24 protein-coding genes are annotated in these 24,485 nt (G+C 65.4%); 10 read left to right on the plus strand and 14 right to left on the minus strand.

Going from position 1 to position 24,485, the window contains the following annotated elements; translation table 11 throughout:
• The first annotated feature begins 420 nt into the window (after positions 1-420).
• Together ACTRWG_RS17240 and ACTRWG_RS17245 are read left to right on the plus strand one after the other, a co-directional pair.
• Positions 421-2,025 (plus strand): class I SAM-dependent methyltransferase, encoded by a 1,605-nt coding sequence (locus ACTRWG_RS17240; RefSeq protein WP_462829673.1) that lies wholly within the window; start codon positions 421-423, stop codon positions 2,023-2,025.
• Positions 2,026-2,167: 142 nt separating this feature from the next.
• On the plus strand, positions 2,168-3,385 hold the full coding sequence (locus tag ACTRWG_RS17245; RefSeq protein ID WP_462829674.1) for a PAS domain-containing protein: 1,218 nt from the start codon (positions 2,168-2,170) through the stop codon (positions 3,383-3,385).
• A 13-nt stretch (positions 3,386-3,398) separates the two neighbouring features.
• On the opposite strand, the gene ACTRWG_RS17250 is transcribed toward ACTRWG_RS17245, so the two are convergent.
• Both ACTRWG_RS17250 and nhaC read right to left on the minus strand, forming a co-directional pair.
• Positions 3,399-4,421, minus strand: a complete 1,023-nt coding sequence (locus tag ACTRWG_RS17250; RefSeq protein WP_027234879.1) for a GlxA family transcriptional regulator — start codon at positions 4,419-4,421, stop codon at positions 3,399-3,401.
• Positions 4,422-4,493: 72 nt separating this feature from the next.
• The gene (nhaC, locus tag ACTRWG_RS17255; RefSeq protein WP_462829676.1) at positions 4,494-5,966 is read right to left on the minus strand and encodes a Na+/H+ antiporter NhaC; all 1,473 of its coding nucleotides are present in this window, start codon (positions 5,964-5,966) and stop codon (positions 4,494-4,496) included.
• 321 nt (positions 5,967-6,287) lie between these two features.
• Between nhaC and ACTRWG_RS17260 the strand changes: the two genes are divergently transcribed.
• Positions 6,288-6,638, plus strand: coding sequence for an H-type lectin domain-containing protein (locus ACTRWG_RS17260; protein WP_027234877.1), 351 nt, complete (start codon positions 6,288-6,290; stop codon positions 6,636-6,638).
• On the opposite strand, the gene ACTRWG_RS17265 is transcribed toward ACTRWG_RS17260, so the two are convergent.
• The gene (locus ACTRWG_RS17265) at positions 6,635-7,036 is read right to left on the minus strand and encodes a helix-turn-helix domain-containing protein (RefSeq protein WP_259972007.1); all 402 of its coding nucleotides are present in this window, start codon (positions 7,034-7,036) and stop codon (positions 6,635-6,637) included. The genes ACTRWG_RS17260 and ACTRWG_RS17265 overlap by 4 nt on opposite strands.
• Before the next feature lie 69 nt (positions 7,037-7,105).
• Here ACTRWG_RS17265 and ACTRWG_RS17270 point away from each other — a divergent pair, with 69 nt between their 5' ends.
• Entirely contained in the window at positions 7,106-8,299 is a 1,194-nt protein-coding gene (locus ACTRWG_RS17270; protein ID WP_462829678.1) for an MFS transporter, read from the plus strand.
• A 55-nt stretch (positions 8,300-8,354) separates the two neighbouring features.
• On the opposite strand, the gene ACTRWG_RS17275 is transcribed toward ACTRWG_RS17270, so the two are convergent.
• Positions 8,355-9,377 carry a ribose-phosphate pyrophosphokinase gene (locus ACTRWG_RS17275; RefSeq protein WP_027234874.1) on the minus strand — a complete coding sequence of 341 codons (1,023 nt, stop codon included), beginning with the start codon at positions 9,375-9,377 and terminating at the stop codon, positions 8,355-8,357.
• Between the two features lie 107 nt (positions 9,378-9,484).
• On the opposite strand from ACTRWG_RS17275, the gene ACTRWG_RS17280 reads away from it, so the two are divergent.
• The 3 genes from ACTRWG_RS17280 to ACTRWG_RS17290 all read left to right on the plus strand — a co-directional run bounded on the left by ACTRWG_RS17280 (position 9,485) and on the right by ACTRWG_RS17290 (position 11,711).
• Positions 9,485-10,087, plus strand: coding sequence for a 2-hydroxychromene-2-carboxylate isomerase (locus tag ACTRWG_RS17280; protein ID WP_027234873.1), 603 nt, complete (start codon positions 9,485-9,487; stop codon positions 10,085-10,087).
• Positions 10,084-10,884: an alpha/beta fold hydrolase gene (locus ACTRWG_RS17285; RefSeq protein ID WP_027234872.1), complete on the plus strand. Its 801-nt coding sequence runs from the start codon at positions 10,084-10,086 to the stop codon at positions 10,882-10,884. Before ACTRWG_RS17280 ends, ACTRWG_RS17285 begins: the two co-directional genes overlap by 4 nt.
• A gap of 68 nt (positions 10,885-10,952) precedes the next feature.
• Positions 10,953-11,711 carry a nuclear transport factor 2 family protein gene (locus ACTRWG_RS17290; protein ID WP_027234871.1) on the plus strand — a complete coding sequence of 253 codons (759 nt, stop codon included), beginning with the start codon at positions 10,953-10,955 and terminating at the stop codon, positions 11,709-11,711.
• A gap of 13 nt (positions 11,712-11,724) precedes the next feature.
• On the opposite strand, the gene ACTRWG_RS17295 is transcribed toward ACTRWG_RS17290, so the two are convergent.
• Positions 11,725-12,243 carry a c-type cytochrome gene (locus tag ACTRWG_RS17295; protein ID WP_027234870.1) on the minus strand — a complete coding sequence of 173 codons (519 nt, stop codon included), beginning with the start codon at positions 12,241-12,243 and terminating at the stop codon, positions 11,725-11,727.
• Positions 12,230-13,513 (minus strand): sulfite dehydrogenase, encoded by a 1,284-nt coding sequence (soxC, locus tag ACTRWG_RS17300; protein WP_027234869.1) that lies wholly within the window; start codon positions 13,511-13,513, stop codon positions 12,230-12,232. The genes ACTRWG_RS17295 and soxC overlap by 14 nt, the downstream gene beginning before the upstream one ends.
• A gap of 191 nt (positions 13,514-13,704) precedes the next feature.
• Between soxC and ACTRWG_RS17305 the strand changes: the two genes are divergently transcribed.
• Positions 13,705-14,298, plus strand: a complete 594-nt coding sequence (locus ACTRWG_RS17305) for a 2-hydroxychromene-2-carboxylate isomerase (protein WP_027234868.1) — start codon at positions 13,705-13,707, stop codon at positions 14,296-14,298.
• Between the two features lie 18 nt (positions 14,299-14,316).
• Here the strand turns inward: ACTRWG_RS17305 and ACTRWG_RS17310 are convergent, their stop codons facing one another.
• The 6 genes from ACTRWG_RS17310 to ACTRWG_RS17335 form a co-directional block, all read right to left on the minus strand.
• Positions 14,317-15,351: a threonine aldolase family protein gene (locus tag ACTRWG_RS17310; protein ID WP_027234867.1), complete on the minus strand. Its 1,035-nt coding sequence runs from the start codon at positions 15,349-15,351 to the stop codon at positions 14,317-14,319.
• 95 nt (positions 15,352-15,446) lie between these two features.
• A complete protein-coding gene (locus ACTRWG_RS17315) occupies positions 15,447-15,653 on the minus strand; it encodes a hypothetical protein (protein ID WP_027234866.1) in 207 nt (68 codons plus the stop codon).
• A 163-nt stretch (positions 15,654-15,816) separates the two neighbouring features.
• Positions 15,817-16,299, minus strand: a complete 483-nt coding sequence (locus ACTRWG_RS17320) for a YcgN family cysteine cluster protein (protein ID WP_036797167.1) — start codon at positions 16,297-16,299, stop codon at positions 15,817-15,819.
• Positions 16,296-17,228, minus strand: coding sequence for a bifunctional riboflavin kinase/FAD synthetase (locus ACTRWG_RS17325; protein ID WP_027234864.1), 933 nt, complete (start codon positions 17,226-17,228; stop codon positions 16,296-16,298). Before ACTRWG_RS17325 ends, ACTRWG_RS17320 begins: the two co-directional genes overlap by 4 nt.
• A gap of 604 nt (positions 17,229-17,832) precedes the next feature.
• Complete coding sequence (locus ACTRWG_RS17330) at positions 17,833-18,276, minus strand: MaoC family dehydratase (protein ID WP_019298602.1); 444 nt, start codon at positions 18,274-18,276, stop codon at positions 17,833-17,835.
• 225 nt (positions 18,277-18,501) lie between these two features.
• On the minus strand, positions 18,502-19,377 hold the full coding sequence (locus ACTRWG_RS17335; RefSeq protein ID WP_027234863.1) for a TIGR01459 family HAD-type hydrolase: 876 nt from the start codon (positions 19,375-19,377) through the stop codon (positions 18,502-18,504).
• A 193-nt stretch (positions 19,378-19,570) separates the two neighbouring features.
• Here ACTRWG_RS17335 and ACTRWG_RS17340 point away from each other — a divergent pair, with 193 nt between their 5' ends.
• Both ACTRWG_RS17340 and ACTRWG_RS17345 read left to right on the plus strand, forming a co-directional pair.
• Positions 19,571-21,484 carry a methyl-accepting chemotaxis protein gene (locus ACTRWG_RS17340; protein ID WP_027234862.1) on the plus strand — a complete coding sequence of 638 codons (1,914 nt, stop codon included), beginning with the start codon at positions 19,571-19,573 and terminating at the stop codon, positions 21,482-21,484.
• A gap of 348 nt (positions 21,485-21,832) precedes the next feature.
• Positions 21,833-22,318 (plus strand): DUF995 domain-containing protein, encoded by a 486-nt coding sequence (locus tag ACTRWG_RS17345; RefSeq protein ID WP_462829683.1) that lies wholly within the window; start codon positions 21,833-21,835, stop codon positions 22,316-22,318.
• A gap of 120 nt (positions 22,319-22,438) precedes the next feature.
• Here ACTRWG_RS17345 and ACTRWG_RS17350 read toward each other — a convergent pair whose 3' ends face one another.
• On the minus strand, positions 22,439-23,359 hold the full coding sequence (locus tag ACTRWG_RS17350) for a manganese-dependent inorganic pyrophosphatase (protein WP_462829684.1): 921 nt from the start codon (positions 23,357-23,359) through the stop codon (positions 22,439-22,441).
• Positions 23,360-23,465: 106 nt separating this feature from the next.
• On the minus strand, positions 23,466-24,446 hold the full coding sequence (locus ACTRWG_RS17355) for a TraB/GumN family protein (protein WP_462829686.1): 981 nt from the start codon (positions 24,444-24,446) through the stop codon (positions 23,466-23,468).
• Between the last annotated feature and the right edge of the window lie 39 nt (positions 24,447-24,485).

A 24,485-nucleotide genomic window follows, 5' to 3' on the forward strand; every position in this document is an offset into this window, starting at 1 on the left:
AGGTGGCTGGTCTGCGACGCAGGTCCGAGATTGCGTGCGGACATATCCGCGATCATGCGGCCACGAAGCGGTGTCGTCGGTGTAGGATGCTGAATGGTCATGGCAAAACCCTCTGTCAATCGAGGTAAAATCACCTCGACCAACAGCACACACCCGACATCGAAAACCGCGAAACAAATCCCGGTTCAGCGCGACGCCTGCCACACAGAACCCCTATCGCGGAGCGATTTAGTGCATGGGCTCAAACAAGACTTTGGCTCGCGTTGAAGTGCTGGGTGTGCCGGCAGCGTCAAATGGCGCTTCTTCCCTTCTCCACGCTTTCTCTTGCTCACCACGCTAATTCTTCCGCTCTTAACCCAATTCTCACCAAATTTTCCGAAATTGCCCTGCATGACGTTTACCCAACCAGCAGGATTCCCCGTGACCGATTGGACTTCCGGATATGTCGCCGGCATCGACTACACCTATGATTTCCACAGCCAGCTGACGCCCGCCCTGCTGGAATTCGCCGCCATGCGCCAGGGCCACAGGCATGGACTCGGCAAGGACAGGCTCAGCTATTGCGAGCTGGGCTGCGGCCAGGGCTTCTCGGCCAACCTGCTGGCGGCCGCGAACCCGCATATTTCTTTTCACGCCATGGACTTCAGCCCGGCGCATATCGCCGGCGCCCGCGAACTGGCGCAGGAGGCCGGGCTGGAGAACGTCCATTTCCACGAACGCAGCTTCGCGGATTTCGGCCAGGCGCCGGACCTGCCGGACAGCTTTGACATCATCGCGCTGCACGGGGTCTACAGCTGGGTCTCCGCCGAAAACCGCCAGCATATCGTCCGCTTCATCTCTGAGCGGCTGCGGCCGGGCGGGCTGGTCTATGTCAGCAGCAACGCGCAGCCGGGCTGGGCCGCTGCGATGCCGCTGCGCCGCCTGCTGGCCGGCCGGGCAGAGCAGGGCAGCGGCCCGCTGACCAAGCGGATCCAGGATGCCATGGACTTCGCCCGCCAGCTGAGCGCGGCCGGTGCAGGCTTCTTTGCCAGCAACCCCGCCGCTGCCAAGCGGCTCAAGCACATGGAGGCGATGCCCGCCAACTATCTGGCGCATGAGTATTTCAACAAGGACTGGACGCCGTTCCACTTCGAGGATCTGGCCGCTGAACTGGCGGGCGCCAAGCTGAACTTTGCCGGTTCGGCGCATCCGCTCGACAATATCGACAGCATCCGCTTCACGCCGCAGCAGCAGGCGCTGCTGGAGGCTGAGCCGGACCCGGACCGCCGCGAGGGCCTGCGGGACGTGCTGATGAACGAGCATTTCCGCACCGACATCTTTGTGAAGGGCAAGCTGGCCCATACCCCGCGCGGCGAAATCGGCGCCTGGTTTGCAACGCCGTTTGCGCTGACCCGCTCCTACAGCGGCGGCGCGCTCAGGTTCAATCACCGCGGCAAGGACCTGCCGCTGGAGCAGGCGCAGTACGGGCCGGTGCTGAAGGCGCTGGCCAAAGGCCCCGAAACGGTGCGCAGCCTGCTGGATCAGGGCGTGTTCGGAACCATGGACTGGGGCAGCATCACCCTGATGCTGACAGCGCTGGCAGGCACCGGCTGCATCGCACCCTGCCTGCCGCCCGAGGGGCTGGACAAACGCGCTGCCGCCTGCCGTGCCTTCAACCTGGCCGTTTGCAAGCGGGCTGAGGACAGCGAGGCGCTGCGCTTTCTTGCCTCGCCTGTCACCGGCGGCGGGGTGGAGTTTGACCGGCTTGAGCAGCTGTTCCTGATGGCCCGCGGCGAGGGGCTGGAAACCCCGGCGGACTGGGCCGGGCTGGCCTGGCGTATCCTGGCGCCGCAGGGCCAGCGCCTGCAGCATGAGGGGCGGGTGCTGGAAACCGAGGAAGAGAACCTTGCCCTGCTGCGCGCCCGGGCCGGCAATTTCGCCGCCCGCCGCCTGCCGCTGCTGGACAGCCTGGGCGTGACGCTGCAGGACAGCAGCGCCGCGCTGCGGAGCACCGGCGGGGCGCAGGCACAGGGCGCCGCTGCCTGATCCGGCGCGTGCCGGCAGCGGCTTAGCTGCCGGCTCCGGCGCTGCCGGAAAATCTGAGCGGCGCGTGCCTCATTAGCAATTTGAAAAGCACTGCCCGGTACACATAAGCCAGCATAAAACAATCACTGACAGGAACTGAAACGTGTCCTTTGAAGACCGCACGCTGACTGCTCAGACCACGGGCAAAGAGGCTCATTTTGCCTTGGACGAAGTGTTCTTTTCGCGGACCGATGACCGCGGCGTCATCCGGGCCGGCAACGCGGTGTTCAGCCGGGTCGCCAAATACCCGCTGGAAGAGCTGCTGGGCGCGCCGCACAAGATTATCCGCCATCCGGACATGCCCCGCGCGGTGTTCCAGCTGTTGTGGGACACGATCAAGGGCGGCGGCACCGTTGGCGCCTATGTCAAGAACCGCGCCAGCGACGGCAGCTTCTACTGGGTCTTCGCCATCGTCACCCCCTGCGACGGCGGTTACCTGTCGGCGCGGATCAAGCCGACCAGCCCGCTGCTGCGGACAGTTGAAAAGGAATACAGCCGGCTGCGCCAGGCGGAACAGGCCGAAGGACTGAGCCCCGAGGACAGCGCCGCGCGCCTGCTGGACCGCCTGCGGGAGCTTGGCTTTGCCACTTACAGCGATTTCGCGGGCCACGCCCTGGCGGAGGAGCTGCTGGCGCGCGACGCCGGGCTGCAGCGCCCGGCAGAGGCGCGGCTGGCGGAACGCCGCGCCATGTTCTCCACCGCCGAACAGCTGGTGCAGGAGACTGAGGCGCTGGTGCAGGAGTTCGAATCCATGCGCACCATCCCCCATAACCTGCGGGTGATCGCCTCGCGGATCGAACCCGCGGGCGGGCCGGTCACCGTCCTGTCCCAGAACTACAGTTCCATGTCGCGTGAGATGTCGAGCTGGTTCGAGGCCCATGTCTGGGGCAAGAACAGCAATTTCCGGGCCATCAGGGGCACCGTGACGGCAGCGATCTTTGTCGAAGGCCTGGCGCGCATTCTTACCGAATGCGGCCATCAGCTGGATCAGGAAGACGGCAGTGCCTCCACCGACATCGCCCGCGAGCAGGCCATCCTGTCGGAGCTGACGCAAACCCAGTTCACCAAGGCCCGGGCCAGCCTGCAGGACGTCCGGTTCGAGGCCGGCCGCATTCAAAAGGCCTGCCTGACCCTGCACCGGCACTTCATGGCGCTGACCACCACCCGGGTGCTGTGCAAAATCGAATGCGCGCGGCTGGGCCACGTGGGGGAATCGCTGAACTCGATCATCGACGAGCTGGGCCAGTTCCAGGACCGGATCTCAGCCCGGCTTGAGAAGATCTCGGAGCTCAGCGCGGCGCTCGCCTGCGAGGAGAAATAGCCCGCCGCCGGGATTACTCCCTGGCCGCTTTCTCTGCCCAGCTCTTGCGGAAGGACGCGGGCGACTGGCCGTAGCGCTTTTTGAAGCGGATCGACAGCTGGGTGGCGCTGCTGAACCCGGTGGCGGCAGAAATCTCTGCCACCGTCATATTGGTCTCATTCAGCAACGCCAGCGCCCGGCCCACCCGCAGCTCGATATAGAACTGCACCGGCGAAGTGCCGGCATAGCGCTGGAACAGCCGCTCCAGCTGCCGGCGCGAGATCTGCGCATGCTCCGCCACCACGCCGATCTCCACCGGCTCCTCGATGGTGTCATGCATGAACTGCATCGCGTTGATCAGATGCTGGTTGCGGCTGCTGAGCGCCACGGAATAGGCCGACTTCTGCAGCGCCTCCCGGTTGTTGGAGCGGAAGTGGATGCACATGTCCGACACGATCACCGCCAGATCCTTTCCGTGGTCGGTCTCGATCATTTCCAGCATCATGTCGGTGGCCGCATTGCCGCCGCCGCAGGTCATCAGCCCGTTGTCGATCTCATACAGGTTCGCGGTCGGCTCCAGCCCCGGAAAGTACTCAGAGAACGAGGGCTGGTTCTCCCAATGCAGGGTAAAGCGCTGATCCTGCAGGATGCCAGCCTGGGCCAGGGCAAAGGCACCGGTGCAGATGCCGCCAAACCGGCTGCCATGCGCATTCTGCCGCCGGATCCAGGCAAGCGTCCTGGGACTGGTGCTGTCCGACGGTTCAATGCCGGAGCAGACAAAGGCAAAGCTGCCGCGGGGCAGGTCCTCCAGCGCCAGGCCGGTGTTGATTTCAATACCATTGGAGCAGGGCACCGGCGCGCCGTCCTCGCTGATCAGGAACCAGCGGTACAGCTCCTTGCCAGTGACCTGGTTGGCGATCCGCAAGGGTTCCACCGCGGCGCTGAACGCCAGCATGGTCAGCTTCGGCAGAAGCAGAAAGTAGATGTCTTTGGGCGGCCCGTCGTAATCAACCCGGAAACTGGCCGCACCCTTCGGGACAAAGCTGCGGAGCGTCATATCATTAACCTAACAGATGGGGTGTTCACTTTGAAATGCGCGCCGGAGGGGAGGCTCCGGCGCGCGGCGCGGTCAGGCGGTCAGCTCGGCCACCGGCTCACCGCTGTCTTCCCAGGCGGTGATCTCCTCTTCGCTGGCTTTGGGCGAGAACAGCCCGGTCATCGCATAGAAGATGCCAATGAGCGGCGACAGCCAGCAGGCAAAGGCCAGCGGGATGTACAGCAGGTTCTCAAAGTTGCCGTCGGCAATCCCCAGCGCCAGCGCCGAGATCACAAAGGCACCGCCCGCGTTCCAGGGGATCAGCGGCGACACCAGCGTGCCGCCTTCCTCAATGGCGCGCGAAAGGTTCAGCGGCGAGTACTTCATGCCGCGGTAAACCGGCGCATACATTCGGCCGGGCAGGGCGATGGACAGGTACGGATCGCCCGCCACGGTGTTGGTCGCCACAGACGTCAGGATCGCCGAGGTCTGGATGCCGGCAAAGCTTTTTACCCGCGCGATAATCACCTCGATGATCGCCTGCAAACATCCGGTGCGCTCCAGCGCGCCGCCGAACCCCAGCGCCAGAAGCACCAGCGAAATGGTCCACATCATCGACTGGATGCCGCCGCGGTTCAGCAGCGGGTCGATCTCCGCCACGCCGGTGTCGATGGAATAGCCGCTGTTGGCAAAGGTGAAGGTCTCATGCAGCCCCGCGCCCTGGAACGCCATCGCCATGATGCCGCCGACAACAGCCCCGGCAAACAGCGACGGAATCGGCGGCTGCTTTTTCACGGCCAGGAAAATGACCAGCAGCGCCGGCAGCAGCATCAGCGGCGAAATCCAGAAAGCCTCGTCCAGCGCCGCCGTGATGGCGTCGATCCGCTCGAACGACACTTGGGAGGTGTCGATCAGGGTGAAGCCCACAATCAGGTAGATCACCAGCGCAATCAGCATCGACGGCACGGTGGTCGGCAGCATGTTGCGGATGTGGTCGAACAGGTTGGTGCCGGTGACCGCGGGCGCCAGGTTGGTGGTGTCCGACAGGGGCGAGATCTTGTCGCCAAAGAAGGCGCCGGAAACCACGGCGCCCGCGGTCCAGTACATCGGAATGCCAAACCCCGCGCCGATCCCCATCAGCGCCAGGCCGACGGTGCCCACGGTGCCCCAGGAGGTGCCCAGCGACACCGACACGATCGAGCACAGCACCATGCCCGCGGCCAGGAACAGCTCCGGTGACAGGATCTTGAGGCCATAATAGATCAGCGTCGGCACCGTGCCGCTGGCAATCCAGATGCCGACAATCATGCCCACGGTGATCAGGATCGACACCGACGGCAGCGAGATATTGATGACGTGGAACACGCCTTCTTCGATATTGTCCCACTTGTGGCCCAGCTGCAGCCCCACCAAGGCGGTAATGGCAATGCCGATGGCCAGCGGGATATGCGGGGTGAAGTCCCCGAAATAGAACAGCTGGACGCCCAGAACGGCCAGCGTCAGCACGATGGGCAGCAGCGCCATCCCGAGGCCGGGTTTGGTGATAGTCGGATCATTTGATGACACGGGTTTCTCCTCCCTTGAGTCAGATCGCCTGTGCGAGGCGGATGCGGATACACACCAGACAACGCCGCCCCGGACTCGCTGCCTGCGCGCCGGAATGGTCGTGTTTTGCGACAAAAGGGGCGGAATTCCCCTAAGGGGGAGAGTTTGGCGCGAGAGGGGAATTCTCCCCGAAAACACCCTGATACCTGCAGGGAGAGCGGGCGGCTGGATGCGCAACAGCCCCGCGCAATCCCAGCCGCCGCAGTGTCATTCCTGCTGATTGCTGGCAATTCCTGCGGTATGGCATAAACTGAACGTCGGGCTAAGCGCTTGGGAAACGGAATGAAAAGACTGCGCAACCCCCGCACAGGGGTCGATCAGGGCGATGTCGGGGTGTTCTCGGATTTCGAGGACGGCGGCGAAATGTGGACCGGCTCCGGCCCGCGCGAGCGGCGCCGGGCGGTGCAGTTTTCCGCGGCTTTTGCCCGCCCGCCCGCGGTCCAGGTGTCGGTATCGTTGTGGGATATGGACACCTCCGCAGCCATCCGGGCAGAGCTGGTGGCGGAAAACATCACCTGCGAGGGGTTTGAGGTCGTCTTCCGCACCTGGGCCGACAGCCGCGCCGCCCGGCTGCGCGCCGCCTGGATGGCAATCGGCGAGCTGCCCCACGCCGATGACTGGGACGTCGATTAAACCTTTGCCGTAAGGCTCCCGGCCTGCAAAAGCTTCTGAAACTTCGGGCACTCCAGATGGCTGGGGGCCGGGCACTCCGCCATGTGGCGCAGCGCGTCCTTCAGCGCGGACAGCTCGCGGATCTGCGCCTCCAGCGCATCCGCGCGGGCATGCAGCTGGTCCCGCGGCAGATCCGGCCGGCCGTCCTTGCCAAGCATGCCCGCAATCTCCTGCAGCGAAAATCCCGCCGCCTTGCCCAGCGTGATCAGCGACAGCTGCAGCAGCGTTTCCGGCCCGAACTGCCGCCGCAGCCCCTTGCGCCCGGCTGAGCTGATCAGCCCGATCTCCTCATAATACCGCAAGGCGGACGCCGCGGTGCCGGAGCGCTCCGCGACCTCGCCAATATCCAGAAGTTTCATCCTTGACCTCAAGCTGGCTTGAATTGGCAGGCTGCCAGCCTCGAACAGTTTGAACAAGGAAAATCCCCGATGAATACGCACGACACTGCGGTTTGGCAGCAGCCCAGGGCCATCGCGCTGCTGATGGCAGCCAGCCTCACGGTGATGGCGAACGCCACCATCAGCCCGGCGCTGGCCGGGCTGGAGCAGGAATTTGCGGATGTGCCCGATGCGGGCTTTCTGGTGCGGCTGCTGGTCACAGCGCCCTCGCTGGGGGTGATGCTGACCGCGCCGCTGGCGGGCTGGCTGACCGACCGCGCCGGGCGCCGCGGCGTGCTGCTGGCGGGGGTCTGGCTGTTCATCCTGTGCGGCACGGCGGGGTATTACCTGCCGGGCCTGCAGCTGATGCTGGCCAGCCGCTTCGGCCTCGGCATTGCGGTGGCGCTGATCATGACGGCGCAGACCGCGCTGATCGGCGACTACTTTACTGGCGCCCGGCGCCAGGCGCTGACGGGCCTGCAGATCTCCGCCCGCAATTTCGGCGGGCTGGTGTTCATCGGCCTGGCCGGGCTGGCCGCCACCCTGTCGCCGCGGCTGCCGTTCCTGATCTACGGGCTCGCCGTCCTGTGCCTGTACACCGTCTGGCGCCATGCCCCCGAACCCGGGCGCAGCGGCAGCGGGGCAGGGCAGGCAGAGGCACCGGGCCACCCCGCCTGGCTGGTTCTGGTCGTTGCCGTCTCGGCCCTGCAAATGCTGACCAACGGCCTGTTCTTCATGATGCCGACCCAGCTGCCCTTCTTCTTCGCCGGACAAGGGCTGAACAGCGCGCTGATGACCGGGGCCGGGCTGGGCCTGCTGTCGCTCTGCGGCGGCCTCACCGCGCTGCTTTATGCCCGGTTCAAAGGCGCGCTGCCCCATGCTGCCGTTTTCGCCGCCGGCTACAGCGCGCTGGCAATTGGCTTTGCGGTGCTGGCGCAAGAGGGCAGCCCAGTCCTGTCCCTGGCCGGGGCGATGGCCGTTGGCACCGGATACGCCACGGTGTCCCCTGGCTTTGTTGCCATTGCCCTGGCCCTGGCCCCAGCCAGGCGGCGCGGCACGGCGGGGGCCATCCTTACGGCCTCGGTGTTCTGCGGCCAGTTCCTGTCGCCCTTTGCCAGCACGCCCGCCATCACACAGTGGGGATACGGCGGGGCGTTCGGTGCTGCTGCGTCGCTGCTGGCGCTGATGGCGGCCGCCGCGCTGGCCGCGGCCCTGCGCACCGCCCGCCGCCGCTCCGCCGCCTGAAACGAAAAAGCCCCGCTCAGTGGCGGGGCTTTGCAACTTCCGGAAAACAGCCGCCTCAGCCGCCGTTCGAGTAGAGGTTCTCGTAGATCGGCACCAGCGTCTTGTCCTCGAACAGCGACGACACAGAGGTGCCGTGCCAGATGTTCAGGATCGCCTGGGTGAACAGCGGCGCGGTCGGCACAATGCGGATATTCGGCGCGGCCTTCACCTCTTCGGTGGGCTGGATCGAGTCGGTCAGCACCAGCGATTTCATCACCGAGTTGCTGACCCGTTCCACCGCCGGGCCGCTCATCACGCCGTGGGTGATATAGGCGTGCACTTCCTTGGCGCCGTTGTCCAAGAGCACCTGGGCAGCCTTGCACAGCGTGCCGGCGGTGTCGCACATGTCGTCGACGATCAGGCAGATCTTGTCCTTCACGTCGCCGATCACGGTCATCTCCGCCACTTCACCCGGCTTCTCGCGGCGCTTGTCGACGATGGACAGCGGCGCGTTGATGCGCTTGGCCAGCTCGCGGGCCCGGGCCACGCCGCCGACGTCGGGGGACACCACCATGATCTCGGACATGCGGTCCTTGAACTGGTCTTTGACGTCCAGCGCAAAGATCGGGCTGGCATAAAGGTTGTCCACCGGAATGTCGAAGAACCCCTGGATCTGGGCGGCGTGCAGGTCCATGGTCAGCACCCGCTCAACGCCTGCGCCGGTCAGCATGTTGGCGACCAGCTTGGCCGAGATCGGCGTGCGCGCCTTGGTGCGGCGGTCCTGGCGGGCATAGCCGAAATAGGGGATTACCGCAGTGATCCGCTGGGCCGAAGACCGGCGCAGCGCGTCCGCGATGATCAGCAGCTCCATCAGGTTGTCATTGGCCGGGTTCGAGGTCGGCTGGATGATGAACATGTCCTCGCCGCGGACGTTCTCATAGACTTCGACGAAGATCTCGCCGTCATTGAACCGCTCGACGCGGGCGTCCACCAGCCCCTGGTCAACACCGCGGTGCAGGCTCATCCGGCGGGCAATGGCTTGGGCAAGAGGAAGGTTGGCGTTCCCAGCAATCAGCTTGGGTTCGTTCAAGGTCGGCATTGGCTGTTATCCCCAGGCAGCAATGGCAATGTGTCAGATTCGTGATATTGAACCCCGCTTATCATGCACTTACCGTCGCGCAAAGTTCTAAGCGGGAGATACAACCTATGGCATCAATTGATTTCTACTTTTCCACTCTTTCGCCATTTTCCTATCTCGCCGGGACCCGCCCGTGGCAGATTGCGGCCCGCCACGGCGCCGAAGTGACCTGCAAGCCGCTCGACATCCTGGCGCTGTTTGCCCGCACCGGCGGCACACCCCCGGCAGAACGGCATCCGGCGCGGCAGGAATACCGGCTGATCGAACTGCAGCGGCAGGCGGACAAGCTGGGCCTGCCCATCAATCTGAAACCTGCGCATTGGCCGGCCAACGCAGCGCCGTCCTCCTATGCCATCATCGCGGCGCAAAACGCAGGCGGCGGCGATATGGGCCAGCTGGTCCATTCCATCCTGCGCGCCTGCTGGGCGGAGGAGAAGGACATCGCGGATGACGCGGTGATCCGCGCCTGCCTCGCGGGCGCCGGCTTCGACCCCGCGCTGGCGGACAGCGGGCTCCTGGCCGGCGCGGAGACCTATGCGCAAAACCTCGAGGATGCGGTCACTGCCGGCGTGTTCGGCGCGCCGTTCTGGGTGACGGCGGACGGCGCCCGGTTCTGGGGCCAGGACCGGCTTGGGGATCTGGACGCCCATCTGGCGGAGGCAGCGGCGTGACGGATCAGCTGGACGGTATCTTTTCGCGCAGCTTCGGGCAGGGCCCGCGGCAGGTGCTGGCGGTGCATTGCTCGCTGGCCCATTCCGGCGCCTGGCGCGGCCTGGCAGAGGTGATGGCGGAGGACATCACCCTCACCGCCTTCGACATGCTGAGCCACGGCCGCAGCCCGGACTGGGACGGGCAGGGCAATTACCAGCTGCTGAACGCGGAGGCCGGGCTGGCGCTGCTGACAGAGCCGGTGGACCTCGTTGGCCATTCCTTCGGCGCCACCGTTGCCCTGCGCATGGCAATGGCGCGCCCGCATCTGGTGCGCAGCCTAACCCTGATTGAGCCGGTGCTGTTTGCCGTGGCCCGGGCAGACGCCCCGGACGTGCTGGCCGCGGTGGAGGCCGACAGCCGGCCCATCGACGCCGCCTGGGAAGCGGGCGATCTGGAGCTGACGACCCGGCTCTTCAACCGCCTGTGGGGACCGGGAGAGCTGAAATGGCCCGACCTGCCACAGCAGCTGCGCGACGCGATGATGCGGGCGATGCCGGTGATCCCATCCAGCTACGGCACGCTTTACCTGGATGAAAACGCCACCCTGGCGCCGGGGGCCTTGGATCCCGTCACAATGCCTGCATTGCTGGTCACCGGATCGGACAGCCCGCCGGTGATGGCAGAGATTGCCCGGGGGCTCACCCGCCGGCTGTCGGATGCCCGCGCCGTCTCGGTGCCCGGCGCAGGCCACATGCTGCCGGTAACGCATCCGAAGGAAACCGCCGACCTCTTGCGCGGGTTCTGGCAGCCGGCCTGACCCTTTGCGCCGCCGCGGCAGGCAGGGCAGGATAGGGCAGCACGCACCGCATGGCGAAGGAGGCACCGATGGCATCGAAAAAGGATCTCTTGCAAACGCTCCTCAAGGGGCTGGAGACCGGCGATCCCGCCGCCGCCGCCGTGGTCAACGAGGCGAAGTACATCCAGCACAACCCGCAAACCCATGAGGGCAGCGAGGGGCTGGCAGAGCTGTTTGCCCGCCTCGCCAAAACCTCCCCCAAGGTGCATTTCAAACGGGTGTTCGAGGATGGAGATTTCGCCTTTGCCCATATCGAGTACGACTTCGCCTCCCTGCGCGCGGCGTTTGAGGTGTTCCGGTTTGAAGACGGCCAGGCGGTGGAGCACTGGGACAACATCCAAGCCTTGCGCGGGCCCAACCCCTCAGGGCGGGGGATGCAGGACGGCGCCACGGCAATCACCGACCTGGACCAGACCGAAGATAACCGCGCCCTCGCGCGGCGCTTCACGGAGCAGGTGCTGATCGGGCGGCAGCTGGACCTGCTGCCGGACTATGTCCGCGCGGACCTCATCCAGCACAGCCCGGACCTGACGGACGGACTGCCCGCCTTGCGGTCTGCGCTGCAGGCCACGGAGAACGGCACGCCCGCCATCCGCTACCAGCATCTCCACCGGGTGCTGGCAGAGGGCAACTTTGTCCTCTGCGCCAGCGAGGGGCAGCTGAACGGCACGCACACCAGTTTCTACGACCTCTACCGTATCGCTGACGGCAGGATCGCGGAACATTGGGACACTGTTGAGGCCATCCCGCCGCGCAGCGCATGGAAGAACGACAACGGCAAGTTCTAACGCCCGCCCGCCCTCACCAGGGTTTCGCCCCCTGCTTGGCCCAGACATCCAGGAAATTGCCGTGATTCGGCATTTTCACCGCAGGCAGGGTTTCTGCCGTCATCGCGGTCTCCGCCTCAATCACCCCGTTGCGCTCCAGGATATAGGCCGCCAGCGCATAGGCCTCGTCATCGCTCAGCGACTTCGGCGCCTCCAGCGGCATCGCCCGGCGGATGTAGTCAAACAGCGTGGTGGCATAGGGCCAGTAGCGGCCCGCGGGCTTGGCCCAGACATCATTGGGGCCAACCGGCGGCATCACCGGCCCTTCGCTGCCGGTCTTGCCGTGGCAGCTGGCGCATTTCGCGGCATAGATCTCCGCCCCTTCTGCCGCAGTGCCGCTGCCCGCGGGCAGGCCGGTGCCATCGGGCTTCACGTAGGTGGCATAGAACGGAATTTCTGCCGCATCCAAGGGCTGCCCCAGCCCGGGGCCTTCGGCGCGGGCGGCGGCGGCTGTCAGCAGCAGGGCGGCGGCAGTGAGTTTAAAGATAGACATTCTGAACCGCTCCTTCTGCCGTGATCTGCCAGGGCTGGATGGCGTTGTAATGCAGGAAGTTCGACGCATGATAGCGCGCCTTCCAGTCGGCGCGCGCAGGCTGCACCGCGCCGGTCTCGTCGGTTGCGCGGCTCATCAGCACCAGCGGCGATCCGTCCCAGTGCCAGGGCAGGCTGAACCGCGTCAGCGCCTGCGGCCGCACCGGCCCGGCCAGCGCCGCCTCGGCCCAGCTCTGACCGCCATCGGCAGAAACCTCGACCTTGGCCACCTTGCCCGCGCCGGTCCAGGCCAGCCCGGAAATCTCGTAAAACCCTGGCCCGCTCATTGTCATGGTCGAAGACGGATGGGTGATGAACGACTTCACCCCCATCGCAAAGGTGAACTGGACTGAGGAGCCATCGGCCAGGATCTCGGTGTATTCCCCCGATTCATCCTTGGTATGCACCGGCGCCTCCGTCACCCACAGGCTGGTCAGCCACTTGATGTTCATGTTGCCCTCGAACCCGGGCAGCAGCAGCCGCATCGGATAGCCCTGCTCGGGCCGGAGCCGCTCGCCGTTCTGGTAAAGTGCCAGCATCCCGTCGCTCATCAGCTTCTCCATCGGGATCGAACGCGCCAGGCTCGGCCCGTCGGCGCCCGCGGCGACCACCCATTTGCCCTCGGGCCTGACCCCGGCTTCCTCCATCAGCACGGCCATAGGGATGCCGGTCCATTCGGTGTTCGACAGCAGACCGTGCAGCATGTCGCAGCCTGCCTGCATCGGCTCCGGCATCACTGCGTTGAACAGGCTGTTGCCGGCGCATTCCAGGAAATGGGTGGCAGTGACCATCGGATAGCGCTCCAGCGCCTCCAGGCTGAAATGCAAGGGGCGCTCCACCAGCCCGTGAAGCATCAGCCGGTGGCGGGCCGGGTCAATGTCCGGACGGCCGCCGTGATGCACCTCGAAATGCAGCCCGCTGGGGGTGATGGTGCCGCGCAGGCGGTGGTGCGGCGTGCCCGACAGGCTGAAGGCCGGCGCCACATCCTGCCACGGCTCGATGATGGCGCGCTGCACCGCGGATTCAGCGGCAGCAGGCATCCCATACCCGCGCGCCCGCGCGCCTGCGGTCTTGCTCCACTCCGGTATCTTCGCCTCCGCCCGCGCCGCCTTTGGCAGCGCCAGCCCCGCAGCGGTCCCCGCCGCGGCCGAGGCCAGCAGCATCCGGCGGCTCAGCAACCCGCCGCCCGCGGCATACTCCAGCGCCGCGCCGTCAATGTCGGATCGTGTCATTTGAATGTCCCCTCCCTCGCTGGCAAATGCTGCTCGCACAGGGCCCCAGGACGCGGGTTTTGCCACCCGCTGCTACCGTAATCCTATCATAAAACAGGCCGCAGCAGCAGGGGGAGCGCAGAGCGCGCAGGTGGAAGAATTGCCGGCCAACCCTAAACTCTACCGCAGGTCACGACAGACAGGAGGCTTCCATGCCCGGACTGGATTTCTGGTATTCGATCGGCAGCACCTACACTTACTTGACCGTGATGCGGATCGCGGATGCGGCGGCGCAGGCGGGTGTGCCGGTCCGCTGGCGCCCCTTCAACGTGCGCCACGTGATGACGGTGCAAAACAATATCCCGTTCAAGGACAAGCCGGAAAAGACCGCCTATATGTGGCGCGACGTCGAACGCCGGGCGCAGCGCTACGGCTTCCATGTGCGGCTGCCCGCACCCTATCCGCTGCCGGAACTGGTGCTCGCCAATCAGGTCGCGGCGCTGGGCGCGGCAGAAGGCTGGGGCGAGGCATATACCCAGGCCGCCTACCGCTGCTGGTTCGAGGCGGGCCAGCCCGCGGGGGAGGACCCGAACCTCTCCGCCAGCCTGGAGGCCGCTGGCCAGGATCCGGCCCGTGTGCTGGAAGAGGCGCAGTCGGAAACGACCGTCAAAATGCTGGCTGATGCCACGCAGGAGGCAATGGCCCTGGGCATCTTCGGCGCCCCCAGCTTTGCCGTGGGCCAGGAGATATTCTGGGGCGACGACCGGCTGGAGGATGCGCTGCTCTGGGCGCAGGACCGCCAGTAGCCGCCGCCGGGCCCGGGATCAAAGCAGCGACAGGAACGCCCGGATGTCCTCGTCCGGCACCGACCAGTCGCAGACGAACCGCGCGGTGACCAGCTCATTCTCCGGCCCCTGCAGCAGCCCGTCCCACAGGTGATAGATGGCACCGGCGGCAAACAGCGCCTGATGCCTGCCGCGGGGCAGGGCGGCAAAGATCATGTTGGCCTGCGCCGGATGGGTGAAATGCGCCCCCGCCGCTTCCAGCCCCTCGGCCAGCAGCGCCGCCTTGGCATTGGCCGCGCGGGCGTTCTTCAGCCACAGATCATCGTTCAGATAGGCCAGCATCTGCGCCGACAGATACCGGTGCTTGGAGAAAAGATGCGCGCCGCGCTTGCGGCGGTACTCAAACTCCTGCGCGTGTTTCGGGTCAAAGAAGATCACCGCCTCCACCCCCAGGCAGCCGTTCTTGGTGCCGCCGAACGACACCGCATCCACACCCGCCTTCCAGGTCATCTCGGCAGGCGTGCAGCCCAGAGACACCAGCGCATTAGTGAACCGCGCGCCGTCCATATGCACCGGCAGCCCGTATTCCTTGGCCGCGGCGCAGACCGATTGCAGCTCCGCCAGGCTGTAGACGGTGCCGAACTCCGTCACCTGCGTCAGCGACACCGGCCCCCGCTGCGGCCCGTGCACGCCGCGGGTCTCCTCACCCTCGATGGCGGCGCGCAGCCCTTCAGAGGTCATCTTGTCCGCTTCCGTCACCAGCGTCAGCTTGGCGCCGCCGCTGTAGAATTCCGGGGCGTTGCATTCGTCCATGTTGATATGGGCAGGCTTGGTGCAGAACACCGTCTGCCACGGCTGCGCCAGGGTCGACAGCGCCAGCACATTGGCCGCCGTGCCGGTCGCGACCAGATAAACCGCCGCCTCCGGCGCCTCAAAGATCTCCCGGATCCGCGCCGTCACCTCGGCCATCTCAGCATCCGCCCCATAGCCCATGGCATAGCCCCGGTTGGCTGCGGACAGGGCGTCAAGGATCTGCTGCGGCACCGGGCCGGAATTGTCGGAGGCGAAATGCATCGGGCGGGGTCCTTGCTCTGTTGCGGCTGTCCGCATCCAGACCTATTCCAGCCCCGCGCCGCTGCCAAGCCGGCAATGGCCGCGCCGCCGGAACGTCAGAACACCCCTGCAAGGAAATACCCCAGCGCAATCCCGGCCGCCGCCGCGACCGAGGACCACAGCGACAGCTGCGCGCTCAGCCGGGACCGGTGCCAGGCGCGGATCTGAGTTTCCTGCCGCGGGCTCAGCCCCAGACCGGCCAGAAAGGCCCTGGTCTTGCGCTCATCCGCGGCGGTGAAATAGGTGCCATGCTCAAACGGCATTTTCTGCTGCCTCCTTATTGCCCGGTTTTACGGCCGCCGCCCAGACAGGCGGCAGCCGCAACCGGCTGGCAGCAGTTTCGGCTTGAACACGGAGATTTGCAACCAGTGGTTGTGCTGGATGCGCGTCAAATTTGATGCGACCCGACCGCCCGGCGGCGGCTGCTCAGCCCAGCGGCTCCTCGATGATGTGGTCTTCCCACTCTTCTTCGGCGATCTCGAACTCCGACACCGTCCAGCCGCGCACCGAAACGCCGGCTTCATGCACGCTTTCCGGCGTGCCGGTCAGCAGCGGATGCCACTCCGGCAGCGGCTTGCCCTGCCACAACAGCCGGTAGGCGCAGGTCTCCGGCATCCAATAGGCATGGGTGTCCAGGTTGTCCGGTTTCAGCACGATGCATTCCGGCACGAACTGATGCCGGATCGGATATTGCGCGCAGCGGCAGCTGCTGTCGTCCAGCAGGCGGCAGGCCACCCGGGTCAGCGCCACCTCGCCGCTGTCCTCATCCTCCAGCTTGTTCAGGCAGCATTTGCCGCAGCCGTCGCACAGCGCTTCCCATTCCTTCTGGCTGAGCTTCGCCAGCGGCTTCTTTTCCCAGAAGCGCGTGCCCAGGCCGGAGCGGTCGATCACATCCTTGCGCCGTCTCATAGCGCCGCCAGGATTTCGCGCGCTTGGGCGCAATCCGCATCCATCTGGGCGGTCAGCGCGTCCAGCCCGTCGAACTTCAGCTCAGGCCGCAGGAATTCCACCAGCCCCACCGACAGAGTCGCGCCATAAAGGTCGCCGGAGAAATCGAACAGATAGGTCTCGATATTCGGCACCACGCCGCCGAACATCGGCCGCACCCCGATCGAGGCCGCGCCGTGGTAACTGCCCTTATGCGGCCCCTCCAGCACATCGACCAGCACCGCATAGACCCCGAACCGCGGCTGATGCAGCCCGTCAATCGACATGTTTGCCGTGGGGAAGCCCAGCTCCCGCCCGCGCTGCTCGCCGCCGATCACCACGCCTTCGATCCGGTGCCAGTGGCCCAGCATCTCCTTGGCATCGGCAGGCCGGCCCTCGCTCAGCGCATTGCGGATCGCGGTGGAGGACACCGCGTGTTCGGAATATTCCATCAGGGGCGCAATCGTCACGCCAAACCCGTACTGTTTGCCAAACCGCTGCAGGTCTTCGGCATTGCCCGCACGCCCCTTGCCGAAACAGAAATCGGCGCCCACCACAACATGCGCCAGCCCCAGCCCTTCAAAGATCACGTCGCGGGCAAACTCCTCCGGGGTCAGGCTCGACAGCGCAGTGTTGAAGTTCAGCTCATACAGCCGCTCCACCCCCAGCTTTTCCAGCCGGTGGGCACGGGTCTCGGCGCGCATCAGCCGGAACGGCGGCGCATCCGGCGCAAAATACTCCCGCGGGTGCGGCTCAAACGTCATCACGCCCAAGGGCGCATCCGGCGCCGCCTTGCGGGCCAGCTTGATCACCGACTGATGACCCAGATGCACGCCGTCGAAGTTGCCGATGGCAACGGTGGCGCCCCGGTCCTGCACTTCAACGAATTCAAAATCTCTGACGATACGCATGGCGCATCCGTACCCGTAGCCGCGCGGCGGTTCAAGCGGCCAGTGGCGGGGGAGGGCGGGAGCAGGACGAGCGCATGCCCGCGGGGTGGCGCTGCAACGGCTATGCATGGCAGTTTATCCCTGCAACGTCCGTACAACTCATCATGGGACTACTGCACTTGCCAAAGCGCCAGCCCGGTGGGGCGGGCAGGCGCTCGCCCGGCGGCGCTGCGCGCCTTGATTCCGGGCGGGATGGCCCACCCTCACCGGGGCGTTGCGCCCCCACCGTACGCCCCCTTCACGCAATTCTCACGTGTAAATGCCAAACTGCCTCCTGATCGCGATCCCCCGCCATGGTTCCCGCGCGCGGGAACCATGATACGAGGCCCAGGCATCTATGGGCTGCCTGCGCAACACCCGGAGACCGGCCCTGATAAAAAGGGGGTCGTTCAGGAAATCCTGTCCGAGCAGGCCCCCGGCGGGGTCTGTCCACCTCCACCCGGCGGCGCCGCCCCCTTAATTGGGCTTCAGCGCAGAACCGAACGGAACGAACGAAACAGACCAGCAAAACAAAACCGCCAAGGGCAAAGGCCCCCGGCGGCTGAACCTGCTGCGTACAGTAAATTCAGTCGAACTTGCGCGACGGCGCCATCACCATGGCCTCGCCCACCAGCACCTTCTTGCCGTCGACGATGCAGCGGCAGTCCAGCTTGACCCGGCGCTTGTCGATCACGATGTCGGTCACCTCGACCTCCGCCAGCACCAGGTCGCCCGGGCGCACCGGCGCCAGGAACTTCAGCGACTGGCTCATGTAGATGGTGCCATGGCCCGGCAGCTGCTCGCCAATGACGGCCGAGATCAGCCCGGCGGTCAGCATCCCATGCGCGATGCGGCCCTCGAAAATGGTGTCCTGGGCGTAATCGTCATCCAGATGCACCGGGTTGCGGTCGGTCGAGACCTGGGCGAACTTCTCGATGTCCTCATCGGTGATCACTTTGCGCAGATAGCGCACCATGCCCATCTCGATGTCTTCGATGCAGATGGTTCCGCGCGGCATGTTGTCCAACATCTCATCCTCCGTTCGCCCGGCCCTGATCATATGTCCTGATCGCATGGCGTGACCGTTTTGGCGTTGTAACTTTTGCGCGCCGGAATGGCCGCTTGCGCAACTTTATTACTTTGCAGTTGCAGAAAATCAAGAGGTTTCTGACAAAAGAAAACCCCGCCCGGTGGGGGCAGGGTTCGTTTGGGCAGTCACATGACACGCCCGCGCGCAGCCGCGGGACAGGCAGTTTTACCGCAGAAAACCAATGGCATAGGCCGGGCCGGACTGCTCTTTCTGCAAATAGGCTTCCAGCGCTTCGGGATCCGGCTGGACCGATGTTTTTGTCTCTCTGGCTGCAAGGCCGCCGGTGATGAACAGGGAATCGATGCCTTCGCCCATGGCGCCGGCAATATCGGTGTGCGGGCCGTCGCCGATGGCCAGGATCTCTGCATCCTGAACGTCATGCCCCAGCTCTGTCAGGCGGCGGCGGGCCAGATCATAGATCGGAGGGTGCGGCTTGCCGAAATACAGGCTCTCGCCGCCCATTTCGGTATAGAGCCGCGCCAGCGCGCCCGCGCACCACTCCCGTGTCTCGCCGCGGTCCACGACGATATCGGGGTTGGCGCACAGCAGCTTCATGCCCATCTGCTTGGCATAGAGGAAATCGGGCCGGTTCACCGCCGGATCCGCATGCGGGTCGAACGGGCCGCAGCAGACAATGCCCTCGGCCTCCTTCAGCGGCACACGGGTGATCTCCACCGGGTCGTGGATCACATGCAGCGGCTCGAAAAAGCCCGCGTCGCGCTCCCACTCGCCCATAAAATAGACCTTGTTGCCGACCGCCCCGGTGAACATCGCCGCCCGCGCGGAATCGCCGCTGGTGGCGATGGTGTCATAGGCGTCCTCCGGCACGTTGAACTGCCCCAGCTGCGCCGCCACGCCCGCGCGCGGTTTCGGCGAATTGGTGACCAGCACCACAACACCGCCCTGCGCCCGGTACGCCTGCAGCGCGGCCACTGCATCGGGAAAGGCGGTGATCCCGTTGTGCACGCAGCCCCACAGGTCGACAAACAGCGCCTTGTAACGGCTGGAGACCTCGGAAAGGGAGGAAATGATCTGGGTCATGTCGGCATCTCTCACGCAAATGTCTTGTTGTCTCACCTATGGCAGAGGCACTTGGCGAAGGCCAGTGCGGCAGCGGTGTGCGCTGTACCAAAAAAAAACCGCAAAAATCCTGCCGGCGCTTATCCGGCTTCAGGATTACTTAAATCTAAGCGGAAAAGGTCAGCGCTGAAAACAGCTCTAAGGTGTGTTAGTTATGTTCCGAACTCTTCCCATGAAAACCCGGCTGATTTTTTCAGGCGCGGTTTCGATCGTTTCCGTTGTCATACTCTCGGCCGCGGCGGTCTACAGCCTCTGGCAGAGCGAGCTGGAGCTGGAGCGGCAGATCAACGCGACAAATGTCATCCGGCATGAGCTGATGGCCGACAAGATGCATGACGCGATTGAGGCCTCTGCGGTCTACGCGCTGGTGGTCGGGCCTGGCGGGAAGGAGGCCAAGAAGGCGGGGCTGAATGCCAGGATTGCCAGCGACAGCCAGGCTCTGCGCGATGCCGTGGCCGCCTTGCAGAACGTTGATATGACTGATGAAATCCGCCAGCGGGTGGCAGAGCTTGGCCCTGCTTCTGAGGCATTTATTGAGGCGGCAGAGAAGGTTGCGAAACTGGCCTTTACGGATGCGGCAGCCGCTCAGGCGGCGCTGCCGGGTCTGCAGGCGGAATACGCGGCGATGGACAGCCTGCTGGAGCCGCTGGGCAAGAAAATCAAGGCGTTTGTCGAACAGACTGCGGAAACTGCGCGCGCTCATGACACCCAGCTGCTGTATCTGATGCTTGGCTTTGCAGCGGCTGCGCTGGCGGTGATTGTGCACAATGCCCGCAAAGTGACGCTGAACATCGTCCGCCCGATCGGGCGGCTCAGAGCGGCGCTGCGGGAGGTGGCCGAAGGCGATCTGGGACTCAAGGTGGCCGACCGGATGCGCGCCGATGATTTCGGCGAAATCGCCAAGGACATCGACGCGGTTTCGGCCCGGGTGATCTCCGCCCTGGATGAGCAGAACGCGCTGCGCGAGGAAAGCGAGCAGGTGATCGAACGGCTGCGCAGCGGTCTTCAGCGCCTGTCCAACGGCGACCTGAGCGACCGGATCGCCGAACAGTTCACCGGCGACTACGACGCGCTGCGGGTGCACTACAATGAGACCGTCGACAAGCTGAATGAGCTGATGTCCGAAGTGGTCCAGGCCGGCGCCCGCATTCAGCGGCAGTCGGGTGAAATCCAATCCGCGTCGGAGGACCTGTCGTCGCGCACCGAAAGCCAGGCAGCCACCCTGGAGCAGACCGCCGCGGCACTGGAACAGATGACCGCCAGCGTCAACTCCTCGGCGCGCAACGCCCAGGAAGTGCAGGAAGTGGTGAACTCCGCCCGCCGGGATGTGGAACACAGCGGCGAGGTGGTGCAAGGCGCAGTGACCGCGATGAACGCGATCGAGTCCTCCTCCCAGCAAATCTCGCAGATCATCGGTGTGATCGACGACATCGCCTTCCAGACCAACCTGCTGGCGCTCAACGCCGGGGTGGAAGCGGCCCGCGCGGGCGAGGTCGGGCGCGGCTTTGCGGTTGTCGCCTCCGAAGTGCGGGCGCTGGCGCAGCGCTCCTCACAGGCGGCCAGTGAAATCAAGACCCTGATCAGCGCCAGCTCCGCCCATGTGGAGGACGGGGTGCACAAGGTGGACGGTGCGGGCAAGGCGCTGTCCACGGTGGTCAGCCAGGTCAGCAACATTGCCGAGCTGGTCTCAGGCATCTCCAGCGAATCCGCTGAACAGGCGCAGGGGCTGAACGAGATCAACATCGGTGTTTCCCAGCTGGACTCGGTGACCCAGCAGAATGCCTCCATGGTGGAGCAATCCGGCTCTGCCATCCGGTCGATGAATGCCGAGACCGTGGGGCTGAACCAGCTGGTCGGGCAGTTTGTCCTGCGCGAGGGGCAGGGTGCGGCGCCGGTGCAGGTGCCCGCTGCAGAGGCCTGGGACGACCACGCCGCAGCTCCCGCAGAGCCGCCCCGGCCCGTGCCGACAGCGCATGGCGGGCCGCTCGATGACACCCGCTGGGAAGACTTCAATGACGGCAGCGAGGCCTGGCCGGAGGATGACGCCCAGCTGCCCAGATCTGCCTGAGCTCTGTCAGGGCCGTGTGCGGGCCGGCGCCCAAGCCGGCCTTGCCTGCGTTCAGCGGCCTGAAACAGTGGCCGGAAGGCCGGGCCGCACGGCAGCGGTCGCCCCCTGAATCCTATCCATTTCGATAGGTTGGCGCATGGCCGGGATTCTTGCACGCTGCTTTGGCGGCCCGGCCTTTCGGCCGAGGTGCCGTGTCTGGCAGGCGCAAGTGTGTAACGAGTAACGGCGGCCCCTGGCATTCAGGGGCATCAGGTACGCCGGGGGGGTGCCGGCCGAAGCTGGCAGCGCCTGCCAGAGGCCTCTCTTCGCGTGCCGGCGCGGCCCGTCCCGGGGAAGGGGGATTTCACAATGACAGCCATCAAACGCAGCCTCAAACTGGCGGTAGTTGCATCCGTTCTGGCGGCCCTGCCGGCAACAACGGTTCTGGCCGGCGGCAAGCCCAAGGGGGCCAAGGCGACACCCCCTGAGGTGATCCAGCAGCTTTACGCGGGCAAGACCTCGAACTGGAACAGCGGCGGCCACGCCTATTGGGCGCCGGACGGCCGTTTTCAGGGGATCAATAAAACCAAGGACGCGGTCGGCATCGGCAAGTGGTATGTGACCAGCAGGAGCAAACTGTGCCACGAGGCTAACTGGCACAAGGCCGAAGGCGGCGCGGTCAAAGCATATCCGCACAAGAGCTGCTGGCAGTTCGTCACGGCTCCGGACGGCACGGTGTGGGAGCGTTATCTGAACGAGAAGGGCGACTGGTACCGGCACCAGCGCGGCAAGCAGGTCAACGGCAACACCCAGCAGCGCCTGTTCCGCAAGATCAGCCAGGATCTGGGGCTGTAACCCCGCCGCCTTGCTGCAAGGCCGGCGCCCTGCGCCGGACAATTCGTGCCCCGTAAAAGAACCCGTAAAAGAAAAGGCGCCCCGCGGGGCGCCTTTGGCGTTTCACAAACCTGAGGCGGATCAGACTTTCAGGTTCGGAATGATCTGCTTTTTGCGGGACATGATGCCCGGCAGCACCACGGTGTCGCCAGCGGCTTCGGCGCCAAAGGACTTGGCGGCCACGGTTTTGACCAGGTCGTTGGGCACCAGCAGGGTGGCTTCCTCGTTCAGGATGTCGACCACGAACAGCAGCACCTGATCGACGCCGTCCTCGGCCGCGACAGTGGTCATGGTGTCCATCAGCGACGCCTTGCGGTCCAGCACCACGGCCGGCGCGGTGGTTTCCAGCACGGAGACGCGGAACTTGGTGCCGTCGACCTCATACACCTTGGAGTCCATGCGCAGCAGCTCCGCATCGGAGAAGGAGGAGACGTCGGATTTGGCGGCAAACATCTCGGCAGCATAGTCGGAGATGCTGATGCCCAGATCGGCGGCCAGCTTCTCGGCCACGGCCTTGTCATGCGCGGTGGTGGTCGGGGAGCGGAATTCCAGGGTGTCGGACAGGATGCAGGTCAGCGCCGCGCCCTTGACGGCCTCGGGCATCTTGGCGGCATCGTCGCCCATCAGGTCATGCATGATGGTGGCGGTGCAGGCCAGCGGGCGGATGGTGATGTCGATGGGGCCTTTGGTTTCCAGGCCGCCGACCAGCTTGTGGTGGTCGATGATCGCCTGCACATCGGCGCCGTTGATGTTGGCGGGCAGCTCTGCCGGGTTGTTGGTGTCGACGATCACGACAGCCGCATCATCGGCCACATCCTCGATGATCGCAGGCTTCTCCAGGCCCCAGCGCTGCAGCATAAAGGCCGCTTCGGTGTTCGGCTCGCCCAGCAGCTTGGGCTCGGCGGCGACGCCCTTCACCTCGTTCAGGTACCAGGCCCAGACAATGGGGGAGCCGGTGGAATCGGTGTCGGGGGATTTATGGCCGAAAACTTGAATGGTCATGTGACTGTCCTGTTCACTCATGAGTCCAAAAAGGGGAGATTTGCGCGCCTTATAGGGGCGGCGGACAGGCTTGTCACCCCGCAGCTGCTGCAATGCGGCGTTGTGTTCAGAACGGGGCGCGCTCCAGGCTGTAGCCCTGCTGCTGCAGCAGGTTCAGCACGCCGTTCCCGCCCGGCAGGTGCAGCGCGCCTGCGGCCACCACGATGGTGTCTGCTTCTGCCGCCTCGATCACCGGGATCCAGGACTGATTGCGCTGGTCCAGCAGCTCTTGCATCGCGTCGCTCCACAGCTCTTCGCGCTCTTCCCGGGTCAGGGCATCGCTGTGCAGAAACTCCTGCTCGCTCAGGTGCAGGGCGTGCAGCACCTGCTGGTCGAAATACGCCTCTGCCATGGTGAAGAAATCGTCCTGGCCGCCGCCCAGCAGGGCGGTAAAGGCGCGCAGCTGGCGGACCTGCTCTTCCAGCGGGTCGCCGTCCAGCATCCGGATCACGGCCATCGGGTCTTCGAGCGAGCGGATGGGCACCCCGGCCTGATCCGCCGCGGCAGCCAGGCGCAGGTCGAGGCCGTTCTTGAAGTCCGGCTGCCGCAGCACGCAGGGCGGCACCGCCATCGACAGGGCCAGGAACCAGGGCCGCATTTTGGCGGCCATCCAGGGGGCGACCCCGTGCGCGCGGGCCTTGGCGGCCAGGCTGTCCCACTCCTCCGGCGGCAGGCGGTCGATCAGCGTCGGCCCTTCGGTGATCAGCATCAGCGACGGGGTGCGGCCCAGCTTCTGTTCAAACGCGGCCTTGTCGGCGGGGCTGGCCTCCATCAGCAGCAGACCGGCCTCGCGGACGATCGGGGCCAGCCGGGCGGTGACCGGGTCCATCCGCGGGTCATTGATATGCATGGTGCCGATCACATGCACGGTGCGGGTGCCGCGGCGGGCGATCCAGTGATTGCCTTCGGCAAAGGGCGCGGCTGCGGCCCGCGCCTGGAGGCGGGCCGTATCGTCGGCCGGAAGGGTGGTGCGCAGGTCGGTGCCGGTGCAGCCCGCCCACAGCGCGGCGGGCAGCAGCAGAAAGACGATGGTGAAGAAAAGCCGCATGACAGACAGGTCCTGAACCGGGAGAAGGAAAGCGCGATA

It is taken from the genome of Leisingera sp. G5_S3_59_S7, from assembly GCF_054968485.1.